This window comes from Actinoplanes sp. NBC_00393, from assembly GCF_036053395.1.
Lineage (GTDB): Bacteria > Actinomycetota > Actinomycetes > Mycobacteriales > Micromonosporaceae > Actinoplanes.
Map to the genome: position 1 here is coordinate 7,661,012 of NZ_CP107942.1, position 16,700 is coordinate 7,677,711.

At 70.6% G+C, this 16,700-nt stretch carries 14 protein-coding genes; 5 read left to right on the forward strand and 9 right to left on the reverse strand.

Annotated elements, in window-relative coordinates:
• Positions 1 to 97: 97 nt before the first annotated feature.
• Positions 98 to 703 carry a TetR/AcrR family transcriptional regulator gene (locus tag OHA21_RS35370; protein WP_328478737.1) on the forward strand — a complete coding sequence of 202 codons (606 nt, stop codon included), beginning with the start codon at positions 98 to 100 and terminating at the stop codon, positions 701 to 703.
• Positions 704 to 744: 41 nt separating this feature from the next.
• Here the strand turns inward: OHA21_RS35370 and OHA21_RS35375 are convergent, their stop codons facing one another.
• The 4 genes from OHA21_RS35375 to rsmA all read right to left on the reverse strand — a co-directional run bounded on the left by OHA21_RS35375 (position 745) and on the right by rsmA (position 4,891).
• Entirely contained in the window at positions 745 to 1,206 is a 462-nt protein-coding gene (locus tag OHA21_RS35375) for a DUF4383 domain-containing protein (protein ID WP_328462498.1), read from the reverse strand.
• Positions 1,207 to 1,288: 82 nt separating this feature from the next.
• Positions 1,289 to 3,082, reverse strand: a complete 1,794-nt coding sequence (locus tag OHA21_RS35380; protein WP_328462500.1) for an ABC-F family ATP-binding cassette domain-containing protein — start codon at positions 3,080 to 3,082, stop codon at positions 1,289 to 1,291.
• A 7-nt stretch (positions 3,083 to 3,089) separates the two neighbouring features.
• Positions 3,090 to 4,037, reverse strand: a complete 948-nt coding sequence (locus OHA21_RS35385) for a 4-(cytidine 5'-diphospho)-2-C-methyl-D-erythritol kinase (RefSeq protein WP_328462502.1) — start codon at positions 4,035 to 4,037, stop codon at positions 3,090 to 3,092.
• Complete coding sequence (gene rsmA / locus OHA21_RS35390; protein ID WP_328462504.1) at positions 4,034 to 4,891, reverse strand: 16S rRNA (adenine(1518)-N(6)/adenine(1519)-N(6))-dimethyltransferase RsmA; 858 nt, start codon at positions 4,889 to 4,891, stop codon at positions 4,034 to 4,036. Before rsmA ends, OHA21_RS35385 begins: the two co-directional genes overlap by 4 nt.
• Positions 4,892 to 4,948: 57 nt before the next feature.
• Between rsmA and OHA21_RS35395 the strand changes: the two genes are divergently transcribed.
• Positions 4,949 to 5,371: a hypothetical protein gene (locus OHA21_RS35395; RefSeq protein ID WP_328462506.1), complete on the forward strand. Its 423-nt coding sequence runs from the start codon at positions 4,949 to 4,951 to the stop codon at positions 5,369 to 5,371.
• A 4-nt stretch (positions 5,372 to 5,375) separates the two neighbouring features.
• Here OHA21_RS35395 and OHA21_RS35400 read toward each other — a convergent pair whose 3' ends face one another.
• Positions 5,376 to 6,269 (reverse strand): TatD family hydrolase, encoded by an 894-nt coding sequence (locus OHA21_RS35400; RefSeq protein ID WP_328462508.1) that lies wholly within the window; start codon positions 6,267 to 6,269, stop codon positions 5,376 to 5,378.
• A gap of 70 nt (positions 6,270 to 6,339) precedes the next feature.
• Between OHA21_RS35400 and OHA21_RS35405 the strand changes: the two genes are divergently transcribed.
• On the forward strand, positions 6,340 to 7,374 hold the full coding sequence (locus OHA21_RS35405) for a hypothetical protein (RefSeq protein WP_328462510.1): 1,035 nt from the start codon (positions 6,340 to 6,342) through the stop codon (positions 7,372 to 7,374).
• 48 nt (positions 7,375 to 7,422) lie between these two features.
• Here OHA21_RS35405 and OHA21_RS35410 read toward each other — a convergent pair whose 3' ends face one another.
• Positions 7,423 to 8,700 (reverse strand): PKD domain-containing protein, encoded by a 1,278-nt coding sequence (locus OHA21_RS35410; RefSeq protein ID WP_328462512.1) that lies wholly within the window; start codon positions 8,698 to 8,700, stop codon positions 7,423 to 7,425.
• 246 nt (positions 8,701 to 8,946) lie between these two features.
• Positions 8,947 to 10,749 carry a methionine--tRNA ligase gene (gene metG, locus OHA21_RS35415; RefSeq protein WP_328462514.1) on the reverse strand — a complete coding sequence of 601 codons (1,803 nt, stop codon included), beginning with the start codon at positions 10,747 to 10,749 and terminating at the stop codon, positions 8,947 to 8,949.
• A gap of 132 nt (positions 10,750 to 10,881) precedes the next feature.
• Here metG and OHA21_RS35420 point away from each other — a divergent pair, with 132 nt between their 5' ends.
• Positions 10,882 to 11,757, forward strand: coding sequence for a hypothetical protein (locus OHA21_RS35420; protein ID WP_328462516.1), 876 nt, complete (start codon positions 10,882 to 10,884; stop codon positions 11,755 to 11,757).
• Here OHA21_RS35420 and rsmI read toward each other — a convergent pair.
• Entirely contained in the window at positions 11,751 to 12,608 is an 858-nt protein-coding gene (gene rsmI, locus OHA21_RS35425; RefSeq protein ID WP_328462518.1) for a 16S rRNA (cytidine(1402)-2'-O)-methyltransferase, read from the reverse strand. The two genes, OHA21_RS35420 and rsmI, sit on opposite strands and share 7 nt — an antisense overlap.
• A 50-nt stretch (positions 12,609 to 12,658) precedes the next feature.
• Between rsmI and OHA21_RS35430 the strand changes: the two genes are divergently transcribed.
• Positions 12,659 to 14,239 carry a dolichyl-phosphate-mannose--protein mannosyltransferase gene (locus tag OHA21_RS35430; RefSeq protein WP_328462520.1) on the forward strand — a complete coding sequence of 527 codons (1,581 nt, stop codon included), beginning with the start codon at positions 12,659 to 12,661 and terminating at the stop codon, positions 14,237 to 14,239.
• A gap of 1,699 nt (positions 14,240 to 15,938) precedes the next feature.
• Here OHA21_RS35430 and OHA21_RS35435 read toward each other — a convergent pair.
• Positions 15,939 to 16,298 (reverse strand): hypothetical protein, encoded by a 360-nt coding sequence (locus OHA21_RS35435; RefSeq protein ID WP_328462522.1) that lies wholly within the window; start codon positions 16,296 to 16,298, stop codon positions 15,939 to 15,941.
• Positions 16,299 to 16,700: the final 402 nt, after the last annotated feature.

The window sequence follows — 16,700 nt, forward strand, 5'->3', positions numbered from 1 at the left end:
ACGACAAGAGACGTCAAGAGCCGCGAGCGGGCGAGAACGAGGCTGGCAGGATGGGGCGGTGAGCGATCAGGGGGACAGACGCACGCCGCGGGTACGGATGTCGGCAGCCCAGCGCCGTGAGCAGTTGATCGTGATCGGCCGGCAGCTCTTCGCCGAACGCGGTTACGACGGCACCAGCGTCGAGGAGGTCGCCGCCCGGGCCAAGGTGTCGAAACCGGTGGTCTACGAGCACTTCGGCGGCAAGGAAGGCTTGTACGCCGTGGTCGTCGACCGGGAGGTGCGGGCCCTGCTGGACCGGATCGCCACGGCCCTGACCGCCGGGCATCCGCGCGAGCTGCTGGAGCAGGCGGCGCTGGCGCTGCTGGACTACATCGAGGAGGAACCGCACGGTTTCCGCGTACTGGTCCGGGAGTCGCCGGTGCTCTCCGCCGGAGGCGGCAATTTCTCCAGCGTGATGAGCGATGTGGCGCATCAGGTCGAGCACATCCTGGGCGCCGAGTTCAAGAGCCGGGGCCTGGACCCGAAGGTCGCCGAGCTCTACTCGCAGGCGCTGGTCGGGATGGTCGCCCTGGTCGGGCAGTGGTGGCGGGAGGCGCGCAAGCCGAAGAAGGAGATGGTCGCCGCGCACCTGGTGAACCTGGCCTGGAACGGTCTGTCCCACCTCGAGACGAAACCGGGCCTGCTGACCCGCCGGGTCCGCTGAGCGGACCCCGACGGGTCAGGTGAATCAGGCGATCAGAGAGATCAGGCGGTGCGACCCTCGCGCACCTGGCGGGGCGCGCCGGCCTCGGACCGCGGGGCGACCTTGCTGTACAGGCTCACCGTGATCAGCAGCAGGCCGGCCAGGTAGGTGACGACCACCGTCGACATGGTGAAGCCGAAGATGTTGACGTCGTCGGTGCGCAGCACGGCCAGCTCGTAGCTGCCCAGCACCAGCAGGCCCCAGCCCAGGTACTTGTCGGCGGCGACGTCGAGGTTGCGCCCGACCGCGGTGGTCAGCAGCACGATCGCGCCGACCGCCAGGGACACGATCGACCAGAGCATGTTGGTGCCCTGGCCGAGGACCCGGATGCCGGGTCCGGTGAAGCTCTCACCCGAGGTCTGGATGAACCCGAGGATGCCGAAGGCCACCAGGTATGCCCCGACGATGAAACCGACTATCCGGTAGATCGGCCGAAGCGGGTGGTTGACCGGGGTGTGCGCCATGGTTCCGTCTCCAAGGTCGGGTGCCTACGTGCCGATTCTCGCGTATCCCCCACAAGCGGCGCAGGCACACCCCCCGGATCCCTTAATGGGGCACTTGCTCCGCCAGCTCGAGCCAGCTCTCCTCAACCTGTGCGCGTTCCTCGCGCACGGCCTTGAGCTGCGCTTCCAGCTCGATCAGTTTGTCGTAGTCGCTGCCGTGCTCGGCCAGGCTCTCGTTGATTTTCGCTTCCTTCTCGGAAAGCTTGTCCATCTGGCGTTCCAGCCGGGCCAGATCCTTGCGAGCCTGGCGCAACTCACCCTGGGAGAGGCCCGGCGCGCTCGGCGCCGCTTGCGCATCCTTTGCCGGTACGCCCGGAGCACTCGGATCGCCGACACGGGACAGATATTCGTCGACTCCGCCGGGCAGGTGCACCAGCCGGCCGTCGCCGAACATCCCGAACGCCGTGTCGGTGACGCGCTCGACCAGGTAGCGGTCGTGGCTGGCCACCACCATCGTGCCCGGCCACGAGTCGAGCAGGTCCTCCAGCGCGGCCAGGGTGTCGGTGTCCAGGTCGTTCGTCGGCTCGTCGAGAAGCAGCACGTTCGGCTCGGTGGCGAGCAGCCGGAGCAGCTGGAGCCGGCGCCGCTCGCCGCCGGAGAGGTCGCTGACCGGGGTCCAGATCCGCTTGTCGGTGAAGCCGAACACCTCGGCGAGCTGGCCGGCCGACAGCTCGCGGTCGCCGAGCTTGACCCGCTTGGCGACCTCCTCCACCGCTTCCAGCAGGCGCAGGTGCCCGGGCAGCTCCTTGAGCTCCTGGGAGAGGAACGCCGGGCGCACGGTCGAGCCGGTGACCAGACGGCCGCCATCCGGCTTGGTGATGCCGGCGAGCAGACGCAGCAGGGTGGTCTTGCCGGCGCCGTTGGCACCCAGGATGGCGATCCGGTCGCCGGGGCCGACCTGCCAGGTCAGCTCACCGAAGATCGGTTTGGGCCCGGCGTTCAGCGTGACCTGCTCCAGGTCGTAGACCTGCTTGCCGAGCCGGGTGGTGGCCAGTTTCTGCAGGCTGACTGTGTCGCGGACAGGCGGCACGTCGGCGATCAACTCGTTCGCCGCGTCGATCCGGAATTTCGGCTTCGACGTGCGCGCCGGTGGGCCGCGGCGCAGCCAGGCGATCTCCTTGCGCAACAGGTTCTGCCGGCGGGCCTCGACGGCTGCGGCGACCCGCTGCCGCTCGGCCCGGGCGAGGGTCCAGGCCGCGTAACCGCCCTCGTAGGTGTGCACCTGCTCGTCCACGACCTCCCAGGTCGCGGTGCAGACCTCGTCGAGGAACCAGCGGTCGTGGGTGACCACGACCAGCGAGCCCTTCCGGGTCAGCAGGTGCTTGGCGAGCCAGTCGACACCCGCCACGTCCAGGTGGTTGGTGGGCTCGTCGAGGATGAGCAGGTCGCTCTCCCGGACCAGCAGCGCGGCGAGCGCCACCCGGCGGCGCTCGCCACCGGACATCGGCCCGACCGGGGTGTCCAGGCCGAGGTAGCCCATGCCGAGGCCGTCGAGGATCAGGCGGACTCCGGCGTCGCCGGCCCACTCGTGCTCGGCGCCCATGCCCTCGGCGAGCCAGGCGGTGCCGAGGACGACGTCCCGCACGGTCAGGTCGCCGGCCAGGTTCAGGCTCTGGGGCAGGGTGGCGACCCGCAGGTCGCGCCGGTGGGTGACCCGGCCGGAGTCGGGCTCCTCGATCTTGGCGAGGAGGCGGAGGAGGGTGGACTTGCCGGCGCCGTTGAGACCGACGATGCCGATGCGGGCGTCGTCGTCCAAGCCGAGCGAGACGTCGGTGAGCAGCTGACCGGCGGCGCCGTAACCCTTGTTGACCCGGTCCAGGTTGATGATGTTGGCCACGATGCGTCTAGATTACCCGCGCGCCCGGCTGCGGCCCTCGCGCGGTGACCGCGGCCCGGCACACCCCCGCCGCGTTCAGCCCGGCGGCGACCCGCTGCGCGTGCCCGGCATCGGTGGTCAGGAAGACGCAGGTCGGCCCGGAACCGGAGACGATGCCGGTGACCGCGCCCGCCTCGTGACCGGCTTTCAGCACGTCGGCCAGCTGCGGGCGGAGCGAGAGCGCGGCGGGCTGCAGGTCGTTGCCGAGGGCGGCGCCGAGCACCTCGGGGTCACGCTGGCGCAGCGCGGCCATCAGCTGATCCGGCCCGCCGAGCGGGGGTGGTGGCCACGAGCTGTCACGCAACACATCCAGCTCGCGGTAGACGGACGGGGTGGAAAGGCCGCCGTCGGCGACCGCGACCACCCAGTGCCACGTGGTCGGGCGGGCCAGGATCGGGCTGACCGTCTCACCGTGACCGGTGCCCAGCGCAGTGCCACCGTGCAGCAGGAACGGCACGTCGGAGCCGAGCTCGGCGCCCACCTCGGCCAGCTCCTCACGGGACATGCCGAGACCCCAGAGCATGTCGCAGGCGATCAGCGTGGCGGCCGCGTCGGCACTGCCACCGGCCAGCCCGCCGGCCAGCGGGATCGACTTGCGCAGGTGCAGCCGGGCGAACGCCGGAACCCGCCCCCGGGTGGCCAGCGCCCGGGCGGCCCGGATGATCAGATTGCTCTCGTCGAGCGCGAGCTCGCCGGTGCCCTCGCCCTCCATGGTCAGCGTGAGCGTGTCACCGCGGCGGGCGGTGAGCTCGTCGAAGAGGCTGATCGCGTGATAGACGGTGTTCAGCTCGTGATAGCCGTCGGGACGCAGCGGACCGACGCCGAGGTGCAGGTTGATTTTCGCCGGCACACGCACCTTGACCGGGCCGTGGTGCGGGCGCGGCTCGTCGTCGTCCGGTCCCCAGGCCTCAGTCACGGGCTGAGCTTACCGCCGTGCTCCGACACTTTCGCCGCCGCCGCGATCGCGGCGAACTCGCTCACCGTGAGCGACTCGCCACGCGCCTGCGGGCTGATGCCGGCCGCACGCAACACCTGCTCGGCGCGGTCCGGGCCGCCGGCCCAGCCGGCCAGCGCGGCCCGCAAGGTCTTGCGGCGCTGGGCGAACGCCGCGTCGACCACCGCGAAGACGGCCGCGCGGTCGGCGCCCTCCGGCGGCGTGTGCCGGGTGAAGGCGACCAGGCCGGAATCCACGTTGGGCACCGGCCAGAACACCGCCGGTGGCACCTTGCCGGCCGGTCTGGCCTCGGCGTACCAGGCCAGCTTGACCGACGGCACGCCGTACACCTTCGAGCCGGGGCCGGCGGTGAGCCGGTCGGCGACCTCCTTCTGCACCATGACCAGCCCGCCGCGCAGCGTGGGCAGTTCGGCCAGCAGGTGCAGCACCACCGGCACCGCGACGTTGTACGGCAGGTTCGCCACCAGCATGGTCGGCGCCGGGTCGAAGCGGTCGCCGCTCACCCGGAGCGCGTCGGCGGGGTGCACGGTCAGGTGCTCGGCCCGGACCGTGTCCGGCAGCGCGGCGGCCAGGGCCGGATCGATCTCCACCGCGTGCACGTGCCGCGCCGCGCCGACCAGGCCGAGGGTGAGCGAGCCCAGGCCGGGCCCGACCTCCAGGGCGACGTCGTCCGGGCGCAGGCCGGCCGCGGCCACGATGCGCCGGATGGTGTTCGGGTCGTGCAGGAAGTTCTGGCCGAGCTTCTTGGTCGGCGCCACGCCCAGCCGGGCGGCGATTTCCCGGATCTCCGCCGGGCCGAGCAGCGATTCAGCCATGCCCAGAGCCTAGGTGGGCGACCCGGCGGACTGGACACCGCCGGGTAGTAATGATTCATGAGCGAGCTGCTCGTGCTGCGCGGTGTCATCGAAGCAACCCCGGACGAGGTCGCCGGGGTGCTGCTGGACGTGCTGCCGGGCGGCCGGTCCCCGCTCGCCGCCGAGGGCACGATCGAGCGGTCCGGCCACGGCGAGTTCGTGGTGATCCGTGACGGCAGCCGGCTCACGGTGACCGTGGACCAGGCTGCCCGCTCGGTCGCCGAGCAGGGCGAGTGGTGGTACCGCGGGGTCACCGCCGTGGAGCCGGACCCGCGCGGCTCCCGGGTGGTGCGCCGGATCTTCAACATCGCCCCCGGGCACCAATGGGCGGTCCGGATGGTGTCGCGCGGCCCGCTGCACGCCGCGCCCACCGCCTTCGCCACCCAGCTCGAACAGCTCAGCCGCGAACTGGGCGCGGCCGCCTGGGTCGAGCTGGACTGAAGCCCTACCAGGGCCCGAAGACCCGCTCCCCGTTCGCCGAGATCGCCGCGCACAGCTCGTCGGCGTCGACACCCCGCGCCTCGGCCAGGACCCGCACGGTCAGCGGGATCAGATACGACGCGTTCGGCCGCCCCCGGTACGGCGTAGGCGTCAGATAGGGCGCGTCGGTCTCCACCATCATCTGCTCGATCGGGGTGAGCGCGGCCGCCTCCCGCAGCGAACCCGCGCTGGCGAAGGTCACCGTCCCGGCGAAGCTCAGGTAATAGCCACGGCGCACGCACTCGGCGGCGAACTCCGCGTCGCCGGAGAAGCAGTGCAGGACCACAGTGTCCGGAGCGCCCTCCGCGTCGAGGACGCGCAACACGTCGTCGTGGGCGTCCCGGTCGTGGATGACCAGCGCCTTGCCGTGCCGCTTCGCGATCGCGATGTGCGCCCGGAAACTCTCCTCCTGGGCGGCCCGGCCCTCCTCCCCGGTACGGAACGTGTCCAGGCCGGTCTCCCCGATGCCCCGCACCCGCGGGCGGCCGGCGAGCGCTTCGATCTCCCGCAGCGCGCTGTCGAGATCGGAGAGCCGCGGCGCGTCGTTGGGGTGCAGCGCGACCGTGGCCAGCACCGAGCCGTGCCGCTCGGCCAGCTCGGCGCCCCAGCGCGACGAGTCGACGTCCACGCCGACCTGCACGAGCCGGTCCACCCCGCTCTTCGCCGCCGCGGTGATCAGCGCCTCGACCGGGTCGCCGGACGCGCCGCCGGGGACACCCGCCTCCTGAACCGTCAGGTCGAGGTGGGTGTGGCTGTCGAAGACCGGCACGGCGAGCGGCTCCGGAGCCGGCGGGAACTCCCCGGCCCGGCGGGCGTTCTTCGCACGACGCGATTCGGATGGTGAAGGCATGTGAGACATTGTGCACGTCGCGTTTTCCGGTAACCGGCCGTTCATCCCGCATCCACCGGCGTCACTTAGGTTGCGCCGCGTGACCGTGACCGGTGAGGACAGTGAGATCGGCGCCGACCCGCTGGACGCGCCCCTGATGGCTCCGCTGCGCCGCGACCTGACATGGCAGCAGGTGCAGCTGATGAGCCAGTCGGTGGCGTACCGGGAGGATCCTGAACTCCACCGGATCCGGGCCACCGCGGCGATCCGCCGCGGCACCCGGATGACGAAGGTGCTCTCCGCGGCACAGGTCGCCGGCCATCTCGGCGGCTGGCTGCCGTACGGCTTCTGCTACCGGTCCTGCGACATCGCCCACCTGCGCGAGCCGGAACAGCTCACCCTGCTGCGCACCGACGGCGCCACCGACGACCGGGTGGCGTTCGCGCTGCGCTGGCGGGCCACCGACCCGATGGACTTCGAGGTGCCGGCGGAACCCGCGCAGCCCGGCCTGGCCGCGTTGCCGGCTCACTCCCGGATCGGCGCGATGGTCCTCGGCACCGGGTTCACGCCGAGCACCGACGACCTGATCCCGGAGTACGTCACCAGCGGTTTCGCCGATCTTCCGCTACCCGCCAACGCCCAGCTGCTGGCGTATGTGCCGGGCGGGGACGAGGTGGTGCTCTACACGTACCAGCCGGAGCAGCACGGGTGGCTGCGGTTGGCCGGGCCACGCTGGCGGGGCCTGCTCGGTGAGATTCCCGGCGTCAGCCCGGACCGGGAGTACGTGCCGTGCACCGCGACCGGCACCGCGAAGCTGGTCGGCCGGATCAACGGCAAGGAGTACGAGGCGGTGGCCGACCCGCCCGGCGAGTTCCGGGTGCGGGCGCTGACCCGGGCCGCCCGGTACCCGGTGCAGTCGCTGAGCCGCCGGGCCGAGCAGGCGCTGTGGCGCGGCATCCCCTGCTGGGTGCTCCAGCGCGACGAGACCTGGGCCCGGCTGCGGCTGGTCCGCCCGGACGCCGACGCGGTCAACCTGACCGGGGCCCGCTGCTACGAGCGCGGCGTGTACGAGTCGTGGGCGCCGATCGACGAGCTGACCGAACATCATCTGGCGGACCTCGCCTACCAGATCTGAGCACACGAAAAAGGGCCGGCTTTCGCCGGCCCTTTCAAGTGATCAGATTCAGTTGCGGGTGAGCTCGCCCTCACGAATAACGATCTTTGCGTTGTCCAGCTTGTCCACGGCGGCTGCGAGCACGAGGACGTAGCCCTTCGTGAGACCAGGCGCAGGCTTGAAAGACCACTTACCCTTGGCCACCTTCACCGGGAACGTCTTACAGAAGGCGGGCGGGGCGTCAGTGGTGTAGCGCTTCCACGCACTCTTCGAGGTCATGCAATATGTCTTGCCCGAGGTGGTCGCCCGAAGCACCGTAACCCTCACCTGCAGCAACCCGCTACCCTTGTCGCTGGCGGTGCCCCGAACGGTCTTCCAAGAGCTGACCCGGCTCGGGCTCGACGGCTTCGTGATCGTCAGTGTCGGCCTCGTCGTGTCGTTCAGGACCGTAATCTGACCGATCCGGAACGGGGCAGTCATGCCCGCCGCGTTCTGGAAGGTAGCGGTGATCGAACGCTTGCCGACGATCACAGGAAACGCGGGGTTGTCGTTCTGGTTGCGGATCCAACCAGTGAACGTCGCCGACTTCTTGCCATTGGGGCTGTACTTCGTGTAGGTGTTGTCGCTCCAGTAGATCCGGATCACGCTGGTGCCAGCCGGGATGTTGGTGACAGACACCTTGAACGGCAGACCCCGGTACACGGTCTTCGCGCTCAGCGAGTACTTACCCGGGATGGCGACGGTGACCGTGTACTTGGTGCTCGCGGTGCCGGTGTTGCCGGCCAGGTCGGTCAGCGTCTCGGTGACCGTGAACTTGCCGAGCTTGGTGTACTTCTTGGTGAAGGTGTTCTGGGTGCCGCGCAGCGTGACGCTGGTGCCGTCGCCGAAGCTGATCTTCCGGACGATCTGCTCCGGCTTGCTGCCGTCGCCGTCCGACAGCGTGGTCTGGCTGAAGGTGACCGTCTGGCCGTACCAGATCGAGGTCCGGTTCAGCTTGAACGTGCCGGTCGGCGCCTTGGTGTCCGGCGTCGCCGGGTTGCTCGAGGTGCTCGGCGACGGGCTCACCGGGGCGCTCGGCGACGGGCTGACGGGGGTGTCACTCGTCGAAACGCTCGGCGACGGGCTGACGGGGGTGTCACTCGCCGAGACGCTCGGCGACGGGCTGGCGGGCGTCGTCTCGCTTTCCGTGACGCTCGGCGACGGGTCGGCCGACGCGCTGGCCGACGGGTCAGCCTTGAGGGCCTGCACGGGGGCAGCGGAGGCCGGGGACGTGTAGACCGCGCCACCTGCGACGAGCGCGCCGCTGACGAGCGCCGCCAGGAGCGGACGCGAAAGACGTGGTTTCAAAACGAAACTCCTTCGAGGGGGTGGATCCACACGAAGAAGGAAGGCGTCACGCTCGGTGCCTGCGCCGTGACGCAGTCGTACCGATGAAACGCCCACGTTCCCCCGTGGCGACGTGACGGTACCGGATCTACGTAGACCTGATCAATCCCATAAACGGACAGCCGACGTGGAATCCGCCACATCGACGACGATGCCCGCCGGTGCCGAACCGGCACCGACGGGCATCGATCAGGAAGATCCCGCAGGTCAGGAGCTTTCGCCCAACCGGGCCAGCTCCTCCTCGATGACGGACGGGTCGAGTTTGCGAAAAACTGGTTTCGGGGCGCTCAACGGCGTGCCGGCCACCAGCGGCACCGACTGCCAGCGCGCTCCGCCGGTGTAGTCACCGGTCAGGATCGGGTAGCCGGGACCGCCGTCGAGGTCCTCGACCTCCTCGATGCGCGGCATCGGCGCGTGCACGCCCTCGCCGCCGAGCAGCTCGAACACCTTCTGCGCGGAATGCGGCAGGAACGGGGTGAGCAGCGTGTTGGCGTCACTGACCACCTGCAGCGCGACGTGCAGGATCGTCGCCTGGCGCGGCTTGTCCTCGTCCGACTTGAGTTTCCACGGCGCCTGCTCCGACAGGTACTTGTTCGCCTCGGCGACCACCTTCATCGCCTCGCCGATCGCGGCCTTCTGCCGGTGCTTGCCGATCAGCTCGCCGACCGTACCGAAACCGGCCTTGGCGACCGCGAGCACCGCCTCGTCCTCGGCGGTCAGCGGACCCGGAGAGGGGATGGCCCCGAAGTTCTTCGCCGCCATCGAGATCGACCGGTTCACCAGGTTGCCCCAGCCGGCGACCAGCTCGTCGTTGTTGCGCCGGACGAACTCGGCCCAGGTGAAGTCGGTGTCGTTCGACTCCGGGCCGGCGGCGGCGATGAAGTAGCGCAGCGCGTCCGCGTCGTAGCGCTCCAGGAAGTCGCGCACGTAGATGACCACGCGCCGGGACGACGAGAACTTCTTGCCCTCCATCGTCAGGTACTCACTGGAGACGACCTCGGTCGGCAGGTTGAGCTTGCCGAACTCGCCGGCGTCGCCGCCCTTGTCGCCCTCGCCGGAGTAGCCGAGCAGCAGGGCCGGCCAGATCACCGAGTGGAAGACGATGTTGTCTTTGCCCATGAAGTAGTAACCGGACGCGTCCTTGCCCTGCGCGTCGGCCGACCACCACTGGCGCCAGGCCTGCGGATCCCCGGTACGCCGAGCCCACTCGATGGACGCCGACAGATAACCGATCACCGCGTCGAACCAGACGTAGATCCGCTTGTCGGACCGGTCCCGCCAGCCGTCCAGCGGAATCGGCACACCCCACTCGAGGTCCCGGGTGATGGCCCGCGGCTGCAGGTCGTCCAGGAGGTTGCGGGAGAACTTGAGAACGTTGGGCCGCCAGTTCTCCCGGTGGTCGAGCCAGCTGCCGATCGCCTCGGCGAACGCCGGCAGGTCCAGGAAGAAGTGCTCGGTCTCGACGAACTGCGGCGTCTCCCCGTTGATCCGCGAGCGCGGGTTGAGCAGCTGCTCCGGGTCGAGCTGGTTGCCGCAGTTGTCACACTGGTCGCCGCGGGCGCTGTCGTAGCCGCAGATCGGGCAGGTGCCCTCGATGTAGCGGTCCGGCAGGGTGCGGCCGGTGGACGGCGAGATGGCGCCGAGAGTGGTGCGCGCAACGATGTACCCGTTGCGGTGCAGCCCCTCGAACAGCTCCTGCACCACGGCGTAGTGGTTGCGCGTGGTGGTCCGGGTGAACAGGTCGTAGGAGAGCCCCAGCCCGTGCAGGTCCTCGACGATGACCCGGTTGTAGCGGTCGGCGAGCTCACGCGGGGTGACCCCGTCGGCGTCGGCCTGGACCTGGATCGGGGTGCCGTGCTCGTCCGTGCCGGAGACCATGAGCACGTCGTGACCGGCCATCCGCATGTACCGGCTGAAGACGTCGGAAGGCACTCCGAAACCGGAAACATGACCGATGTGGCGCGGGCCGTTGGCGTAGGGCCAGGCGACCGCGGCGAGAACGTGACTCATGGCTCCCCAGCGTAGTGACCGCTGACGGTGCGCTGCGAACGGATTGCCACCCGGCACGCCGGAATGCCTTTTTGTCCCGACACGCCCCATAGATGACGTACCCGATGGTGGCCCGCGGCGTTCAATGATCAGGTGACCGGAGACGCGCCGCAGCCCGGAGAAACACCTGGCCAGGCCAACCCGTGGACCCCCGCCGACCCCGACGGCGCCTGGTGGCGCGGGCAGGCGGACCAGGAACCGGCCGAGGGCTCCCGGCTCGCCACCGCCGGCGAGCTGATGATCATCGAGCCCGGCGGGAACGGGGACGCTTCGCGCGTACCGGAAGAAGAACCTGAGGACCGCAACCGGCCCACCGTGGCCCTCACCACGCATCGGCCGCCGGCCGCCTCTCCCGCGGTCGCGGCGCGGCTGGAGCGGATGGAGAGCTCGACGTTCTGGCTGACCGAGGAGGAACGTGCCCGGCGGGCGGCCGAGCAGGCCGCACGGCGGCCGGACCGGCGCCGCAAACCGCCGGTACGCAACCCGGCGAGCGCCCTGGTCGCGCTGCTCACGCTCGGTCTGATGGCCGCGTTCTTCGGATGGGTCAGCGCCGAACCGTTCTGGCTGGCGGTCGGGCACGGCGACGAGGGCTTCGCGACCACCACGCAATGCCAGGGCAGCGGCCTGACCCAGCGCTGCACCGGACGGTTCACCGCCGGCGAGGGGCAGTTCAGCGTGTCCCAGGTGACACTGCTCGGCATCGCCGGCGACAACCGCGACGCCGGCGCGGTCTCCCCGGCCCGGATGGTCAGCCCGGACAGCACCCAGGCGTACACCACGCCCACCGGCTATCTGATGCACCTGCGCTGGACGCTCGGGTTCCTGCTGGTGCTGGTCTGCGGCTACGGCATCGCGGAGGCGACCGGGGCGCGCCGGCTGGAGTCCCGGCGGGCCCGGCGGCGGGCCGTCCTCGCCTGCCTCGCCGGTCCCGTTCTGCTGCTGCTCGGATTCCTGATCGCCGCCTACTGAGCGCTGTGCACCAGGCTGTAGACGTCGCGCTTCTTCAAGCCGTACTCGTCCGCGACGGCCTGGATCGCGTCCCGGCGTGTCGTGCCCGCGGCCTCGCACCGGGCGACCGCCGCGCGCAGCTCCTCGTCCGCCGGCCGCTCCGCCGGCCCGGCCGGCGCGCCACCCACCACCAGCGTGATCTCGCCGCGCGGTTCGCCGGCCGCGGCCCAGGCGGCCAGCTCGGCCAGCCCGCCGCGGCGCACCTCCTCGTACGTCTTGGTCAGCTCCCGGCAGACCGCGGCCGGCCGCTCCCCGCCGAAGATCGCCGTCAGGTCCTCCAGCGCCGCCACGATCCGGTGCGGCGCCTCGAAGAAGACCAGCGTGCGCGGTTCACCGGTCAGCTCCCGCAGCCGGCTCCGGCGCCCCGAACCGGACCGCGGCAGGAAACCCTCGAAGACGAACCGGTCGCTGGGCAGGCCGGACAGGGCGAGCGCGGTGGTCACCGCGCTCGGGCCGGGCGCCGCGGTCACCGGGTAGCCGGCGTCCAGCGCGGCCCGGACCAGCCGGTAACCGGGATCGGAGACGCTGGGCATGCCACCGTCGGTCACCACGGCGACCACCGCGCCGCCCTCGAGGGCTTCGACGAGCTCGGGCGTACGCCGCTCGTCGTTGCCCTCGAAGTAGGAGACGATCCGGCCGCGCACCGTGACACCCAGGTCGCGGGCCAGCCGGGTCAGACGCCGGGTGTCCTCCGCCGCGATCACGTCCGCCGAGGCCAGGACCTCACGCAACCGGGCCGAGGCATCGCCGATGTTGCCCAGTGGCGCACCCGCCAGCACGACCCGCCCGGCGGTCTTTTCGTCGCTCACCATCAGAAGAGTCCATCACATGCCGGAACGCGTCGGTGGCCTACGATCGCGGGGTGACAACGGCGACAGCTGAGACCGACCTCACCCCCGCGGATTCACCCGCCGAGGCCGAGAAGTCCCCGGGCGTACGTGGTGTACCCACGATCGTCCGGCGTCGGCTGTCGACGCTGGACCGGCGCTTCGACCCGTACTCCTGGCTGGTCACCGCGATCATCGTGACCGTCGCGGGCATCCTGCGGTTCGCCGGCATCAGCAAACCCAAGGGCTACATCTTCGACGAGGTGTACTACCCGACCGACGCCTGGGACATGCTCCAGCACGGTGTGGAGTGGGACGAGAAGACCAACGGCCCGGCGTACGTGGTGCACCCACCGCTCGGCAAGTGGCTGATCGCGTTCGGCGAGCACCTGTTCGGCAACAACGAGCTGGGCTGGCGGTTCTCCAGCGCGGTCGCCGGCACGCTGATGATCCTGGTCCTGATCCGCCTGACCTACCGGCTGTTCCACTCGATCGTGCTGGCCGGCATCGCGGGCCTGCTGATGACGCTGGACGGCTTCCAGTTCGTGCTGTCGCGGACGTCGCTGCTCGACATCTTCCTCGGCCTGTTCATCCTGATGACCTTCGCCGCGATGGTCATCGACCGAGATCATTACCGGCGCCGGTGGAAGCGCGCGCTGGAGTCCGGCTTCGACCCGGCCACCACCCCGCGCGTACCCCGGATCGTGCCATGGTGGCTGCTGGTCGCCGGCATCACCTTCGGTATGGCCTGCGGCGTCAAATGGAGCGCGCTGTTCTTCGCCCCGTTCTTCGCGGTGCTCGTCATCGCCTGGCGGGTGCAGGCCCGGCGCTCGGCCGGCGTACGCGGCCCGTTCCTCGCCGGCATCCTCGGCGACCTGGGCTGGCTGGTCCTCGCCTTCGGCCTGACCCTGCTCGTCTACATCGGCTCCTGGTCCGGCTGGCTGCTCACCGACACCGGCTACTACCGGCACTACCGCGCCGACAACGGGATGGCCGAGCCGCCGATCATCGGTGCGCTGCTCAACCTGATCCACTACCACACCCAGGCCTACGACTTCCACAGCGGACTGACCGAACGCCACGTCTACCAGTCCTGGCCGTGGCAGTGGCTGCTGCTCGGCCGCCCGGTCGCTTTCTACTGGAACGGCAACGGCAACTGCGGCGCCCCCAGCTGCGCGGCCGAGATCCTGCTGCTCGGCACCCCGATCCTGTGGTGGTCGTTCCTGCCGGCCCTGTGCACCCTGGTGTGGTTCGGCATCGCCCGCCGCGACTGGCGCGCCTACGCCATCTTCACCGGCGCGGTCGCCGGCCTGCTGCCCTGGTTCTACTTCGCAGTCGCCGACGGCCGCACGATGTTCTCGTTCTACGCACTCCCGGCCTTGCCATTCCTCATCCTCGCCGTCGTCTACGTCCTCGGCGCGATCATGACCCCACCGGGCGGCCTGGTCTCCGGCCCGAACAAATCCGACCGCCAACTGGTCGGCACGGTCGTGGCGACGACATTCGTGGTCCTGGTGGCACTCTGCTTCGCCTACTTCTACCCGATCTTCGTGGGCACCCTCATGCCTTACGACGATTGGTCGGTGCGGATGTGGCTGGGCAGCAGATGGATCTGATTTCGTACGGGTGAGCCTCGCCCCCGAACCCAGCTAGCCCGTCCCGCCGAGCCGCGCGATGCGGGTGCAACACCGGGCCCCAGCGCGGCCGCCGGGCCCATGCAGCATCCGCAGGCGGTCCCGCTCCGCAGCGCGCGCTCACCACCCGGCTTCCCATGCAAGATCAACCCCCTTGGCGGTGGGCCGGCGTGCGGTCATTGCGTGGGCTGACGCCGGCCCACCGCCGCGGGCCGGCACAGACATACCTCATGCGGGCGCCGTTGCGTTCGCGGGCGCCAGCTCGCCGGCCTCGCGGCCACTGCTGGTGGTTCGGGCTGTGTGCTGCAGTGCCTACACGACGGCCGAGACCGCCCAGCCGTCGTCCGCACATGCAATGGCAGGCCCAAACCTGCTTACGCGACGGCCGAGGCCGCCCAGCCGTCGCTTACGCATTGAATCCCGGGCCCGAAACCTGCCTACACGGCGGCCGGGACTGCCCAGCCGCCGCTCACGCACTGAATCCCGGGCCCGAAACCTGCCTACACGGCGGCCGGGACTGCTCAGCCGCCGCTCACGCACTGAATCCCGGGCCCGAAACCTGCCTACACGGCGGCCGGGACCGCCCAGCCGCCGCTCACGCACCCAACCCCAGCCCGAGCCAGGTGGGCTGGCGAAACGGTGCAAGCGAGGCATTTCGCCGTTCCGGTCGGAGCGCTTGAGGGCCAGAATCGACGACTTGGTGCGCTCGAGGACTGGAGCCGGCGCCGCGAGGCGGCTTGAGGCGCTGATACCGGCTGGGATGCGCTGTTGCACGGCACGTGGGTTGCGGGGCACCGCGCGGGTTGCGGGGCACCGCGCGGGTTGCGGGGCACCGCGCGGGTTGCGGGGCACCGCGCGGGTTGCGGGGCACCGCGCGGGTTGCGGGGCACCGCGCGGGTTGCGGGGCACCGCGCGGGTTGCGGGGCACCGCGCGGGTTGCGGGGCACCGCGCGGGTTGCGGGGCACCGCGCGGGTTGCGGGGCACCGCGCGGGTTGCGGGGCACCGCGTGGGTTGCGGGGCACGGCGTGGGTTGCGGGGCACCGCGCGCGGTTGCGGGACGTTCTGCGGGTCCGCGTCGGCCGCATGTGGTGGACGCAAGGGCGCGCCCCGATCGCCTGCCACGGGGGAAGCGGGCGATAGGGGCGCGCACCCTGGAGCTTATCGAGGTGCGATGACCGGCACAACGGTGCCTGGGCAAGATTGCCGTGTCGGTCCGAGCATCTCATCGATTCGGACATTAGCCTCTTATAACGCTTATCGGTTTAATCGATTCGCGAGGAATGCTCGATTATCGAGTCGGCAAGGCGACAGCAAATCGTTGCGGAAATCGGCGTAACGTCTTTGGCTTGTCCCTCGCGCCGCAGCTCAGCATGATGGCGGCCGACATCGGACTTCCGGGCACCAGCGGGTCAAATCCCCAGCCTCATCATTTCGTCCCCTTTCTAGGGATCAGTCGGTCGTCCCCCTTGTGAGTGATAAGTGCCAAGATCGCGATAAATGTTCTTAAGCTCGCCGCGTGACTTCGCAGGAACCAGAAAACTCGCCAACCGCCGATACCGACGTGCCCGCCACGGAAGTGATCGTCGTGTCGACGCCCGCACCCGTGTTCGTCGACTCCACCGGGCGACGCAGCCGGATGCTGCGGCGCATCGCGCTGGCCTTCGGTGTCCTCGTCGTCGCTTACGGCGGGCTGGTCAGTGTCAGCCTGGCCGGAGGCCCGGTGAGTTCCAGCGCCGTGTTCCCGCTGCCCGGCCTGGAGGACGACGACGACCGGGACGAGCCCGAGCCGCAGCCCAAGCCCAGTCCCACGCCGGCGCCGACCACCAGCGCGCCGCCGCGGTTCGTTCCGGAGGCGCTGCAACGCCGTACCGAGAGCATCGGGCGGCGGCCCAGCGCGCCGGCTTCGCGGCCGGCCGGCAGCCCGTCGAAGTCGGCCAGCGCGAAACCGTCGGCCACCAAGAAGCCGTCGCCCTCGACGAGTAGGCCGCTGGAGTCGACGAGCACGCCGGCGTCGCCCAGCCCGTCGGCGAGCCCGTCCAAGCCACCCGTGCAGGAGCCGCCCGCCCCCGAGCCGCCAGTCGTCGACTCCGGCGGAACCGGAGGCGGAACCGGAGGCGGAACCGGAGGCGGAACCGGAGGCGGAACCGGGACTGGGACCGGCGGCGGCTCCGGGACCGGCAGCGGCTCCGGAAGCGGAACCGGCGGCTCCGGAAGTGGGACCGGAGGAACCGGAGGCGGGACCGGAAGTGGATCCGGCACCGGCAGCGGCGCTGGAAGTGGGTCCGGCAGCGGAACTGGAACCGGGGGCAGTGGGACCGGGGCCGGAAGCGGCAGCGGAGGCGCTTCCGGCGGCAGCGGTGGCGGCGGCCAGGTGAGTGGCCCGGTCGCGCCCGTGCCACCGCCGACCGAATCCGGGGACACGAAGGCACCAGCCGAGCCGTC

What these genes read in the sequence shown, in the direction of transcription:
- OHA21_RS35370 (WP_328478737.1), top strand. Translation starts at nt 98, where the DNA reads ATGTCGGCAGCCCAGCGCCGTGAGCAGTTGATCGTGATCGGCCGGCAG.
- OHA21_RS35375 (WP_328462498.1), bottom strand. Translation starts at nt 1,206, where the DNA reads ATGGCGCACACCCCGGTCAACCACCCGCTTCGGCCGATCTACCGGATA.
- rsmA (WP_328462504.1), bottom strand. Translation starts at nt 4,891, where the DNA reads ATGGCTGAATCGCTGCTCGGCCCGGCGGAGATCCGGGAAATCGCCGCC.
- OHA21_RS35395 (WP_328462506.1), top strand. Translation starts at nt 4,949, where the DNA reads ATGAGCGAGCTGCTCGTGCTGCGCGGTGTCATCGAAGCAACCCCGGAC.
- OHA21_RS35400 (WP_328462508.1), bottom strand. Translation starts at nt 6,269, where the DNA reads ATGTCTCACATGCCTTCACCATCCGAATCGCGTCGTGCGAAGAACGCC.
- metG (WP_328462514.1), bottom strand. Translation starts at nt 10,749, where the DNA reads ATGAGTCACGTTCTCGCCGCGGTCGCCTGGCCCTACGCCAACGGCCCG.
- rsmI (WP_328462518.1), bottom strand. Translation starts at nt 12,608, where the DNA reads ATGGTGAGCGACGAAAAGACCGCCGGGCGGGTCGTGCTGGCGGGTGCG.